Genomic DNA, 13,024 nt, shown 5'->3' with positions numbered 1-13,024 from the left:
TCTTGGGCTTTTTTATTATCGAAAAATCAACGATTATTTCTTTGGAGCAGCTGGAGTAGTTGCCGCTGGAGCAGCAGTTACTGGCTTAGGAGTTACACCCATTTTCTTCAATACTAGATCAGAGATATTAGCATCGTCTGGAGCATGCAATACGATTGGTGTTGTACCTTGACCAGCATCGTAGTTGAATACGTAAGTGTAAGCATTTTCTTTAGCTACTACGTGCATATTGTCTTCGATTTTTTTCAACAATGGTTGCAACAATTGAGCTTGTTTCTTTTGCAAAGAAGTTGCTGAAGATTGACGGAACTCTTCAATCTCGTTTTGAAGGTTTTGCAAGTTTTTCTCTTTGTCAGCTTTGATTACGTCATTCATAGTAGCTTGATTTTTTTCGTAATCAGCATATTTAGCTTGAAAATCTTTGATTTTACCTTGCAACAAGTTTTCATATTGAGTTTGCGTAGTTTTCAATTCAGCTTCTACTTGTTTTGCTTCTGGCAATTGGTTCAATACGTAATCTAAGCTAATGTAACCAATTTTTGTTTGTGCATTTACGTTAGAGGTAGCCAATGCCACAATAGCAAACAAGGCGATAAAAAATTTGTTCTTCATTTTTGTCATTTGGATTTGTTAATTAGTTTTTTTTGTTTGTTTTCGCTTTTGAGTTTCCTGCTGGCTCCTCTTTGGCATTGTTTTGTTCTTCTTTTTCTTTTTCCTTTAACTGTTCAACCGAGATACCCAATTCTTCCATCACATAATCGGTATAGTCATGGGTAGGGTTTGTGTAAATCATTACTAGACTATCAGAGGCTTTATCAAAGATAAAATCAAGTCTTTTTAGCTTAACGATTTTTTCTGTAGCCTTCACAATCTGGTCCAAAATAGGACGCATAATTTCTTGTTTCTTCTTAAAAAGCTCTCCATTCAATCCAAATACTCGATTTTGAAGATCTTTTACCTCTTTATCTTTATCAGCGATGGTTCGGAGTCTCTGCTGACGCATTTCCTCTGTAAGCAATACTTCTTCGGCACGATACGCTTTTTCGAGTTTGGCAACTTCCTCGTTTTTCTCAGAAATTTCCTTCACCCATTTAGTCGTGAGTTTTTCTATATCTTCTTGTGCCTTTTGATATTCAGGCATTTTGGAAGTAATGTACTCTGTATCGATATAGCCAATCTTTTGTCCGAAGCTACTCATACAAGCACTAAAGAAAACCAAAATTAGTAAAAAAATCTGCTTATTCACGGTGATAAGGGTTATTTAGTTGAAACTAAGGAAGGTTCTGTATGTGCTTATAAATGTATTAATTGAGGTGGCATCTACAGTTCCTGATTAGCATTTGGTAGAACATTAACGTCGAAGCTCTTCGTAATATTGAATCTTGAATTCCCTAAATTCAGAGATTAACAAATATATACTGAATTTGCCAAGTGTAAAATTACTACTGATAAAACTCCTTCAGAAACTATGGATTCTATCCTTTACAGAAACAAAGGGTAATAAGAACCATAATTCCTATTACCCTTCGCTAAGTATCAATAAACTATCGGATTTGTTGACCGATTGAGAAAGTAAAGGCTTGGCGACCAAAATCTGACACACCAGGAACTTTATCAAATGCCCAACCATAATCGATACCAATCATACCAAACGCTGGCATGAAGATACGTGCACCAACACCCGCTGATTTATACAACTTGAATGGGTTGTATTCTTGATAATTGGCAAAGTTGTTACCACCTTCAGCAAAAGCTAATAAGAAAATCGTTGCCGATGGGTTAAGCGATACTGGGTAACGCATTTCCATTACAAACTTATTGTAAGCAACTCCACCATTTGGCACTGTTCCTTGCGAACCTAAAATACGATCTTTATAACCTCTCAAACCAATAATGTCACGGCTAGCAATCGTATAACCTGTCATCATACCCGAACCACCTACGTCAAAACGCTCGAATACAGAGATTGCTTTGTTAGGGTTATAACTACCCAAGAAACCCATGTGCGTTCGCATGTGGAACACTAGCTTACTAGTAATTGCGGTAAACCAACTGGCATCAAACATCCATTTGTGATATTCAATCAAAGTACTATTGGTATTACCACTTATTAACGAGTATGGAGGTGTTAAAGATGCTGTTAATGAGAAACTAGATCCATAACGAGGGAAAGTTGGGTTGTCAATACTGTTACGAGACAAGTTTGTTACAAAAGCAATTGACAATGATTTTCCTTCTGGGTATCCATAATAACTTGAACCTAAGCCCGCAATATCAATCAATGATAATGAAAGTGAGTTACTCAATGAGAAATAGTCATCAGGCCATTTCAAACGTTTTCCTAAGCTAAACGACAAACTTGTACTGTTGAAGTGAGCACTGTTTTGAGCAGTTGTAGCACTATCCTGTTGTGCTGTTGTCAAAGTCGACGTTGATGTTCCTGTACCATATCCATAGCCGTATCCATAACCATAGCCACCGTAAGCATAAGGGTTAGACAAATAATTGTATTGCTGAATCTTATACGGATACGAGATATTACGGCTCAAGGTTACAGAGAATGAGTTTGGCTTTTTACCACCTAACCAAGGCTCCGTAAATGACAATGAGTAGTTTTGATAAGCAACGCCATTCGCTTGGAAACGTACTGATAATTTTTGTCCATCACCTGAAGGAAGTGGTTTCCAAGATTCCCAGTTACCAATATTTTTGGCAGAGAAGTTGTTGAAAGTTACCCCTAGCGTACCCACGAATCCGATATAACCACCCCAACCACCAGACAATTCAATTTGGTCAGAAGGTTTTTCTTCTACGTTGTATTCAATATCTACCGTACCATCCGCTTTTGGAATTGGGTTTGGCGTAATCTTTTCAGGGTTGAAGTATCCAATTGTTGATAATTCACGAACTGTACGAATAATCGCCGACTTATTGAATTTTTGTCCTGGCAATGTTCTAATCTCACGCATTACTACGTGGTCAGAAGTTTTGGTATTACCATTTACAATTACTTTGTTGATAGTTGCTTGTTTACCTTCAGTGATTCTGAAAGTAATATCGATCGAGTCACCTACTACGGCCGTTTCAACTGGTTCACATTGGAAATACAAATAACCATTGTCCATGTATGCCGAACTTACGTCTTCCTGAGGTTTTCCGTTCAAGCGTTTTTCTAAATCTTCTGTATTGTAGATATCACCTCTCTTAACCCCTAAAATTTCAGTAAGTACTGAGTCAGGATAGATATAGTTACCCTCCCAGAAAATATTACGGTAGTGATACTGACGACCTTCTTCCATTCTGAAAATCACCTTTACCGTTTTATCGCTATCCTTAAATACTGAGTCTTTCAAAATTTGAGCATCACGATAACCTTTTTTATTGTAGTACTCAATCAGCTTGCCTTTGTCTTCTTCAAATTTCTTAGGGACATATTTTGAAGGAGTAAATATTCTCCAAAATTTCTTTTCCTTAGTTCCTTTCAACTTGCGTTTCAAAGTGCTAAGTTTCATTTCTGACACACCATCAAACTCAATTTTCGAGATTTTTACTTTATCGCCTTTCTTAATATAAATCTTCATGGTAGCATTGTTACCACGCAAAGTATCTGTTCTTTCTGCAATCTTGATACCTACATTCAGATATCCTTTTTCTTGATAATGCTTTTTGATAGCCAGCTCAATATTTTTCTTTACTGTGGCTGTAATAATTTTACCTTTATAGGTCTTAATTTTATCAGAAAGCGTTTCTTGTTCTCCTTTTCTGATACCGTTATATTCGATTCTGAAAAGACGTGGACGTTCTTTTAGGTGGATCACTAACCAAATTTTATCACCTTCGATTTTCGCAGCTTGTACTTCTACCTCTTCAAGAATACCTTGATCCATTAATTTCTTGATAGCAGAAGAAACAGCATCTCCAGGTACTTTGATTTTATCGCCAACGCGAAGCCCCGAAAGGGTAATCATCGAGTTTCCATCATAAAATTTAGAACCCGTTACCACGATATCCGCAATTTCATACTCTTGAGGTGAAGCATAGTTAAGCTCTGTTTGAGCTGGAGTTGCAGGACGCCCCATACCACCAAATCTCAACTGAGCTTGCGTAATAAATGAAAGAAGGGTTAAGCAAAACAGAAAGGAATATTTCTTCATTGTATAGTTTTTGTTAGTCATAATTAGAGGTATGTTGTGTGTGGCATACCTTTGGCTAACTATTCTGTGACACGCTCTTTGTTTTATATACTTTTTTTAATCTGTTCGGATGTTCGGCCAAATCTTCTTTCTCTTGCCTGATAATCGCCAATCGCAATATGTAGATGCTCACGACGGAAATCTGGCCAGAAAAGATCCTCAAAGATGTAGAGTTCCGCATAAGCTAGTTGCCAAAGCATAAAGTTACTTATACGGTGATCGCCACCTGTGCGAATCATTAAATCTGGGTTCGGGATACCTTTTGTATCAAGTGAAAGTTCAAAAACGGATTCATTGATGTCGTCAAGACCAATCGAACCTTCCTTCACTTGTTGTGCTAATTTCTTAGCTGCATTAACAATATCCCATTTGCCACTGTAGCTCAACGCCAAAATCACTGTTAAGCCTGTATTATTTTTGGTATCCTCTATAGCTGACAACAATTCTCTACGTGAATAATCAGGTAAAGCGCTTGTATCGCCGATGGTGTCCAAGCGCACATTGTTTTTGTGCATCGTTGGAACCTCCTCTTTAATCGTTTTTACAAGCAAATTCATCAAACCATCTACCTCTGCTTTAGGTCTATTCCAGTTTTCGGTAGAAAAAGCATAAAGCGTTAAGTATTTCACTCCTAATTCGCCACAGCCTTCTATCACGTCTTTAACTGCTTTAAGGGCATTACGATGTCCAAAAATTCTATCAGTAAAGCCTTTTTGCTTGGCCCAACGGCCGTTTCCGTCCATGATAACGGCTATGTGTTTTGGTAGATTGTTTCGGTCTAATTGTTCTTTCACTGATTTAACACTTTTTAACAAACAGTTGGATTCAAAAGGGCTTATTCTACGCTCATTTGCTAGTTTTTGAACCAATTTGATGGTTTCAAAAAGCTTTCAACTCTAGCTCTATTCTATCCTAAAATGCCCTAAAAGCCTCTAATTTACATGAATCTATTAAGATTATTGCAAATTTAACGAAATAAACCCCCTATTCAAAATGACAGGAAGCCATATTGGGGACTTCCAGTGGTCTTTGAACTATAAAAATCAAAAGCGCCCATTTAGTATTACCTAAATGAGCGCCATCACTGGTATCATATTTTGAGGCTTAAATAAGTCCTCTTTTGTTTCTTCTCTTGTAATCTGCAACTTAGTTTGGTGGGCAATAAATTTTGATGAATTTAAAACTCAGCGTCAAACTTGTATAATAATACATATCGCCTTTAGAATAATCGTTTTGTTGTGTTTTAGGTAAAGAAGGATCATTTCCACCTAAATTATCCAAATAATCTGTAAAGGTCTTCCTTGTTCCAAACTCCAAATTCAAATCCCAAGGTCCTTTAATGTTGTATTTGATACCCACACCAAAAGGCAAGACAATCTGATTTTGTTTGTAGTCAGCCGAAGGGTTATCTCTTGGGGAAAACTTCATAAAACCAACACCTCCAAAAACATACGGAGACCAATCTTTATGATAGCGATGATACTGGTAATTAAAAAAGTTATACTCAGCTGTCAAACTCAATTCATTGATGGTGGTTGAAAAGTTCTTTCCTCGTTGCTGATTGAACGGGTCACTGCTATTTTTATCATCCCCAGCTATACTTCCCATCAAAGCACTTGCCCGAAATGACAAATCTTTTTTGAGATTGTAACGAAAAAACAAATTTCCCCCCAGCTTTGCCGTGCCTATTTGTAAATCTGGGGAAATATCACCTTTGTAGTTCATTGCCCCTAATCCTGCACCAATTTCAATTTTTTGAGCCCACAACTGCGTAGAGTACACACTAGCAATGGCGACAATCAACACATAAACTCTCAAGTTGGTCATAAAATAATGGAAAAGTAGTTTTTTTACGGAACAAAAAAGTCAGGCATTAAATCCTGACTTTTAGGCTTTTAGAGTATTTTTAAATTACTTTTATAAGTAAAAAATATATCAATTTTTTATAATCTTCTAACGAAGTGGCGGACACTTTATTTTAGTTGGAATATAATAAATCAACTTCACAGAAGTAAGCATATAGGAGTCCTTATATTTGCTATTACCACGAGCATCTGTACGATCTGAAAACCCTGGCACCGACTGATAAGTAAATGGATCCACCCCTGAACCTGGATTATAAACACCTATCGAAGTAAGGTAGTTGATAACACCATTCGTACGGTCTTTACCCGAATACGCTGCAGTTCTCTCTAAAGTACGATTTGCCATCGCCACAGACAAGGCACTTTGTGTTCCTAAATCGGCTGGATCAGCATAATACCCACCTACATCATCAAGATAATCGGTCATCGTAAATCTATAACCAATTTCAAATCCTAAGTCGAAATTATGATTGAGTTTGTATCTCACACCAATTCCAAGTGGTGCCGAAACGCTGATTAACGAATAAGGTTGCGCATACCCTGGCAAACCTTGTCCTTCGGTATGAAGAGGTTGTAAACGTACCCACTCACTTTGGTCAGGAAACAAAGTTTTATCAGGTTTTGCCATAGGATCATGAGCAAAAACAGCTACTCCGCCAAAAATATAAGGAATAACCGCTGCACGACGAGCAGAGCCTTTGGCAGTTCTTACAAAGTCATATTGTCCAACAATCGAGAATTCTTTTATATCATTGCGAAAATGAAGATTGCGCATAAAATTTGCCTCGAAGCCAGACACACCATCCATGTAGTTATCATCACCAAAAATTCGAGCCCATGTCAAGCCAAATCTTAAGCCAAATTGTGGGGATAACTGACGAGTAAAATTAAAGGAGGCATTCCAGCGAACGCCATTGATAGTGGACTGTAAAAAGCGGTTGTATGGCGATAGTTCTCCATAATAGTGTGATGATCCTACACCAATGCTCACTGACGAATAAGCCTCGAATGTCTTTCTTTTCTTTGGCTGGTCTTTACTTCCGAATAAGTTCGAAAACTTGAATTGAGCATGACTCTCATGGAAACCAAACACACCTAACATCAAGAAAAACACTAGTGCAATATTTTTTTTCATAAGTCGGGTCTGAATAACTTCTGGTTTGACAGCGTGATTATTTGCGATTGTTAAGGTAAATATATGTTAATAAACGTTAATATTTTGCTTTTGGTATGCTGACTAATTTTTTGAAACGTTAATTATCGAATACACAACTCCTACTAATTTCGAATATCAAGTCCCCAATTCAATTTACTTCTTAACGTATTGAGAAAATTAGTATTGGATAATTTCACCAAATTAGCCTTGAACTTTTCTCTTTCCATTCTGATTTTCACATTTCCATCCACTACTTTCGACCGCGCATCCAGTGAAATCAAATAATTGGCACTTCTACTTTCTACTTCAAAATCTAATATTGAGTCTGTTGTCACAACCAATGGTCTAACATTCAGATTGTGAGGACTCATGGGAGCTATTACAAAGATATCAGAACTTGGCATTACTAAAGGTCCACCAACACTCAAATTATATCCCGTAGAACCTGTAGCAGTAGCGATAATCAAGCCATCAGCCCAATAAGCATTGAGATATTCGCCATTAAGATATGCCTTAACAACAATCATAGAAGAGGTGTCGGTCTTCATGATTCCCAATTCATTGAGCCCAAAATTCAAGCCATCGAATATATCAACAGGGTTTCCGTTCAATTGTGTGCTAATACTCACAAGCGTACGTTTATCGAGACTATAATGCTCTTTGAATAGTTCGTCTAAACTTTCTTGAATTTTATCGGGTGAAATAGTCGCTAAAAAACCGAGACGACCAGTATTGATACCCAAAATTGGTATTTCATAATCTCCTACATGCGTAACAGCATCGAGCAAAGTACCATCGCCGCCCAAGCTAAAAACAAATTGGGCACCAGCTAGGTCTTTTTGAGAAGTATATATCGAGGTTGAATTGTAAACAATTCCTTTTTCTTGGAGAAATTTATGATACGATTCAGAGATTTGCAACGATACCCCTTTTGCATTGAGGGTATCAAACATTGTTTGTACAAAAGGCTTTACGGAATCGTTGAAATTACGCCCATGAATGGCTATTTTCATTCTACTACAAATTCTTATATTACTACAAAATCAAACAAAAGGGGCTTTTCAACAAAATACATAGAAAATAGTATTTTGCTTTTTTTCTCCCATAAACAAAAGAAGAGATTCATTTTGGAAAAGGCAAATTTAAGGCTTGATTTTGCAAGAAATAATAAAACCCATAAGATTTAGTTCATTCTTATGGGTTTTCTATATTTTATTACAAATCTAAATATTTCATCAGCATGTCGAATCGCTCTTTGTCGGGAGTCACAATTGGTTCAAAGGCATAAGCTCCAATTATGTGATACTCAAAACGTTCGAGAGTAGCTACCACTGGTGATATATCTCTTCGATTGAGCTTGAGTGTTAAAATATCTCGATAATTCGACGATTCATCTCCACTTGTGTAATAACTGCTAATGACTTTGGTATCGTTTGCCTCTATCAACCTACTGATTTCAGAGAGCGAATAATCTCGATTACTGATAGCAATTTCGATGATAGCACCTAACTCTTGCGAACCTAACTTTTTGGTTAGCTCATTGAGGAGCTCGTTCACAAGGATAGTTCCCACAAAACGATGTTCGTGGTCAACTACGGCAATCACTTCTAAGTCAAACTTTTGAGATTGAGCCAATACCTCATATAGGTGTTGGGTTTCTAATACAAAAACCTCTGGACACTCTGGCTGCAAAGCCACCATCGGCAATGATTCATCAGCATCTAACAATATATCTTGACTTATCAATCCTCTGTATTCGGTATCTTCTACAATTGCAAGTTGCCCAACCTTATAATCCTCCATCCACCCCAAAGCGTCTCCAACAGTGTCACTGGATTTCAGAATGGGTAAAACATGATTTATTATATCTTTTGCAAGCATTGTAATAAAGTGGTAAGTTGTTCTCAATAGCAAAACTCAAGAAACGGACTTCTTATTGTTCTCTATTTTTTAAAATTAATGATTTAATGGCAACTTCCCAATTCGATAAGTCAAATATTTGCTTGCTAACACGCCAATTCTAACTGCGTAATGGGTGTTTTTTCTAACCAAGTACTCAATATCTTATTAAACTCTTCAGGACGTTCCATCATTGGAGCGTGGCAGCACTTGTCGATAAAGTGTAATTCTGAGTTTTCAATCAATCTATTAAACTCATGCCCTACCTGTGGCGGAGTGATGGTATCATTAAGTCCCCACACCAACAAGGTTGGTACTTTAATATTAACCACTTCTTTCGCCATATTGTTTCTTTGAGCCGATTTTGCAATAGCAATAATGCGAATTACCTTTTGTGCGCTATTAGTAATATCAAAAACTTCGTCAATTAGTTCCTTTGTCGCAGTTTGAGGCTCATAAAATGTATATTCTACACGCTCTTTGATGTATTCGTAGCTTCCACGCTTAGGATATGAACCACCCATGCCGTTTTCGAATAGTCCAGAACTACCTGTCAATACCAATCTTTTCACTTTAGTAGGATTTTTTAACGTAAATATCAACCCTACGTGACCACCCAACGAATTACCTAATAGTGTCAAGTTGTCTAACCCCTTCCAATTAACAAATCCTTCGATAAATTCGGTTAATCCCTCACAGCCAGCCTTTGTGATAGGCATAGTGTAAATAGGCATCATTGGAATAATTACACGATAGTCTTTTTTGAAGCCTTCGATAACTCCCTCCCAGTTGCTCAATGCACCGAAAAGGCCATGCAACAACATCAAGGTTTCGCCTTGTCCTTCGTCGATATATTTATATCCGTTTCCTTCGTGAATCTGGTAGTTCATAACTATTTGAGGTTTGAAATTCCGATTGAATCAAGTATTCAAAATTCAATCTCATGGTTCGATTAGTTTTTGGATAAATTCAATAATTTTCTGAATAAAAATTAGCACAATATAATCTATAAGAGCAATAGACTTTTAAGCTTTTTTCTAAAAAATACACTTTGCCCTAATATTCATAAAATCATCTTCTTGCGAAACCTTAAAATGGTTTTGTTCAATTTTAGAAGTGAATTATCTCTATGCAAAATAACAAAAAATATCTAAAATAATCCTAGTTTTTACGAACTACGCTCAAAATTCTTTTCAAAAAATCTGTCTAAAAATATACTCAATCAATCATAATTACCTAAAAAACAGATATTTAAAATAAAAAATATAATATAGATGATTTTATTCATTTTATGAAAAATTAATAATTCAGTATTTTACGCTTAAAATCGCAAATTTTTAATATATAAAAATAATACAATTTTCCTTTATTTTGTCATACAGCATATAAACACCCTTAAAACAGATTTTTGTCAGGGAGATTATTTTTGTTTAATATTTTTTAAACAAAACATATAAATTCGTGCTTAAACTCTATACAAAGACATAAAAACGAAGTATATGGTACTCATAATTGGAGCAGGAATTGCAGGTTTAAGTTGCGCTGCTTACTTACATTCAAAAGGCGTTGAAACACAAATTTTAGAAGCTACAGACGGTATTGGAGGACGTGTGAGAACGGATATAGAAAATGGATTTTTACTAGATAGGGGTTTTCAAATTTTACTAACATCATATCCCGAAGCACAACAATTATTAAACTTTGAAGCACTTAATTTGAAGGAATTCAAATCTGGAGCACTCATCAAAACTGAACAAGGGTTTACCACGCTCGCCAATCCATTTAAGGAGCCTAGCGAGTTGCTAACTTCACTATTTTCGTCGGTTGGTACCTTGAGCGACAAACTACGAGTTGCACGATTAAGTTGGGAAACACAGGGGCTAGATGAGGAGATTATGGAAAAACCTACGCAATCGACATTGGACTTCTTAAAAGCTTATGGATTTTCAGAAAAGTTTATTTCTGAATTTTTTAAGCCTTTTTTTGGAGGTGTTTTTCTGGAAAACGAGTTAGCGACTTCAGCTTCTTTCTTCAAATATATTTTTGGAAAATTCTATGATGGCGAAGCAACTATTCCTGGCAATGGTATGCAGCAAATCGCCAAACAGATAGCATCAAAATTACCAGCAAACACTATTCGCTTGAATACTAAGGTGAGTAAAATTCAAGGAAATACGGTAGTTCTTTCTAATGGAGAGCATATTTTGGCTAATCAAATAGTCGTTGCTACTGATAGTTACCAAGCAGCTCAATTGTTGAATCAACCCTTACCTACCCAATTCAACAGTACTATTTGTAGTTATTTTGAGGCTCCAAAGTCGCCTTTAAATAAACCTATGTTGGCTTTGAATCCCAATAGAAATAGTTTGATTCACAATTTGTGTGTGCCTAGCGATATTTCATCACATTACGCACCTGAAGGAAAAGCCTTAGTTTCAGTTTCTACACAAAATGCGCCTTCTCTTTCGGATGAAGCTTGGGAGAAACAGTTAAGAGCGGAATTAAAAGATTGGTTTGGTACTGAAGTGGATTCATGGAAATTTTTGAAAAAATATGAAATTAAAGAATCATTGAATGCTTTTCCAGCGGGAAGTGTGTTGAATCCTCAGTTCAAAATATCGGAAAACTTGTACCAATGTGGTGACTGGACGAGCTATCCTTCTCTCAATGCCGCAATGATGTCGGGACGAAAAGTAGCTGAGTTAATTACCAAATCTTGATATAGATAAATATGAGTCATACATAGCGTGGTTTCATCAAAAAAGCGGTCAGGGAATATTTTCTGTCCGCTTTTTTGATGAAACGTGGAGAATAACCCCAATCCTAAAATTCGGGATAACTCATACTTGTTAGCACACTTCAATATCTAGCAAATCGCCTGAGCAATAGCTTCTCCAGATAAAAACGCTCCTTCGACGTTACCAATACCAAAAGCATCGCCACCAATATAAATAGGATATTTTTTTAATTGAAGAAAGGGCGCAGTCGCTCGTTGTGATGCCAAGGCATATCTCCAACGATGTATCTGATAAGTATCTATCTTTTCAACATTCACTATATCCGAAACCGAGGCGATTAATTCCGAAGCCACCTTTTCAGCATTCTCTTCAAGATGCGACTGCGAGTAATCCGAAGAAGCATGAATTGTTATGGTTGGATTCTCTGTCAAGCCTTTCTCAGCGTTATCTACTATCCATGAGACAGGACTATTTTCTAAAATTCTTCCCCCTGTAATAGTATTATCTGAAGTCTTGAGCTTTGCCATAACTGCCCAGCATGGGTCATATTGGATAGAACTTAGAATATTTTCTTCATCTGCTTCAAGCAAAATATTAGAGTCTTCAAACAATTGTAAAACCTGAGGGATTGGAGCAGAAATAATTAATTGGTCAAAGTCATATTGTTCTCCCGATTCTGTAAAAGCTACTCCATGAGCTATTCGTACAATTTTCTGGCTCAATTTTACATCAAGTCCTTGAGCCATAAATTTAGGAAGAGCGTTCATCCCATCAGGGCAAATATATCGAGGGTGGGTTCTGTCGCTTACTTTCCAAGATTTAACAATATGCTGTTTCTCTGCTTCATCAATAAATTCTTGAAAAATCGTTGACTTGACCGAAAAATATTGTGCACCATGATCGGCTTTGGTATCGGCAAATCTTCTGGTAGCCATTCTACCTCCGACGCCCCTCCCCTTGTCTACAATCGTCACTTCAAAAGAAGCGTGTGAAAGAACTTGCGCCGCACGAAGTCCAGCTATTCCAGCTCCGATAATAAGAATTTTCTGTTTTGTCATATCCTATAAATTGGTATTTAACAACAAAACTTCATTCTATCAGAATTGTTAACACAATCTTCGATTTACAATTAAAAAGCCAATTTTTCTCTGAATTTTTAAAGATTTTATCAAA

The 13,024-nt window shown here is 36.7% G+C and carries 11 protein-coding genes; 1 reads left to right on the top strand and 10 read right to left on the bottom strand.

The features are described from left to right. Positions 1–33: 33 nt before the first annotated feature. The 9 genes from GVN22_RS12140 to GVN22_RS12100 form a co-directional block, all read right to left on the bottom strand. Positions 34–612, bottom strand: a complete 579-nt coding sequence (locus GVN22_RS12140; protein ID WP_166551294.1) for an OmpH family outer membrane protein — start codon at positions 610–612, stop codon at positions 34–36. Between the two features lie 22 nt (positions 613–634). Continuing rightward, a complete protein-coding gene (locus GVN22_RS12135) occupies positions 635–1,246 on the bottom strand; it encodes an OmpH family outer membrane protein (RefSeq protein ID WP_166551293.1) in 612 nt (203 codons plus the stop codon). A 298-nt stretch (positions 1,247–1,544) separates the two neighbouring features. Continuing rightward, the gene (bamA, locus tag GVN22_RS12130) at positions 1,545–4,154 is read right to left on the bottom strand and encodes an outer membrane protein assembly factor BamA (RefSeq protein ID WP_166551292.1); all 2,610 of its coding nucleotides are present in this window, start codon (positions 4,152–4,154) and stop codon (positions 1,545–1,547) included. Between the two features lie 83 nt (positions 4,155–4,237). Beyond that, complete coding sequence (locus tag GVN22_RS12125; protein ID WP_166551291.1) at positions 4,238–4,987, bottom strand: isoprenyl transferase; 750 nt, start codon at positions 4,985–4,987, stop codon at positions 4,238–4,240. 352 nt (positions 4,988–5,339) lie between these two features. Further along, positions 5,340–6,020 carry a DUF6089 family protein gene (locus tag GVN22_RS12120; RefSeq protein WP_166551290.1) on the bottom strand — a complete coding sequence of 227 codons (681 nt, stop codon included), beginning with the start codon at positions 6,018–6,020 and terminating at the stop codon, positions 5,340–5,342. A 126-nt stretch (positions 6,021–6,146) separates the two neighbouring features. Beyond that, positions 6,147–7,193 carry a DUF6089 family protein gene (locus GVN22_RS12115; RefSeq protein ID WP_205690872.1) on the bottom strand — a complete coding sequence of 349 codons (1,047 nt, stop codon included), beginning with the start codon at positions 7,191–7,193 and terminating at the stop codon, positions 6,147–6,149. Between the two features lie 143 nt (positions 7,194–7,336). After that, positions 7,337–8,227 carry an NAD kinase gene (locus GVN22_RS12110; RefSeq protein WP_166551289.1) on the bottom strand — a complete coding sequence of 297 codons (891 nt, stop codon included), beginning with the start codon at positions 8,225–8,227 and terminating at the stop codon, positions 7,337–7,339. 202 nt (positions 8,228–8,429) lie between these two features. After that, on the bottom strand, positions 8,430–9,095 hold the full coding sequence (locus tag GVN22_RS12105) for a CBS domain-containing protein (protein WP_166551288.1): 666 nt from the start codon (positions 9,093–9,095) through the stop codon (positions 8,430–8,432). Positions 9,096–9,220: 125 nt separating this feature from the next. Continuing rightward, positions 9,221–10,003, bottom strand: a complete 783-nt coding sequence (locus GVN22_RS12100; protein ID WP_166551287.1) for an alpha/beta fold hydrolase — start codon at positions 10,001–10,003, stop codon at positions 9,221–9,223. Positions 10,004–10,612: 609 nt separating this feature from the next. Between GVN22_RS12100 and GVN22_RS12095 the strand changes: the two genes are divergently transcribed. Further along, a complete protein-coding gene (locus tag GVN22_RS12095; protein WP_166551286.1) occupies positions 10,613–11,833 on the top strand; it encodes an NAD(P)/FAD-dependent oxidoreductase in 1,221 nt (406 codons plus the stop codon). Between the two features lie 146 nt (positions 11,834–11,979). Here GVN22_RS12095 and GVN22_RS12090 read toward each other — a convergent pair whose 3' ends face one another. Next, positions 11,980–12,909, bottom strand: coding sequence for an NAD(P)/FAD-dependent oxidoreductase (locus tag GVN22_RS12090; protein ID WP_166551285.1), 930 nt, complete (start codon positions 12,907–12,909; stop codon positions 11,980–11,982). Positions 12,910–13,024: the final 115 nt, after the last annotated feature.

Origin of the sequence: Cellulophaga sp. BC115SP (assembly GCF_009905545.1) — a bacterium.
Classification (GTDB): Bacteria; Bacteroidota; Bacteroidia; order Cytophagales; family Spirosomataceae; genus Flectobacillus; species Flectobacillus rivi.
Note: the sequence above shows the minus strand (reverse complement) of the source record. Positions and strands in the feature narration are given on the sequence as shown.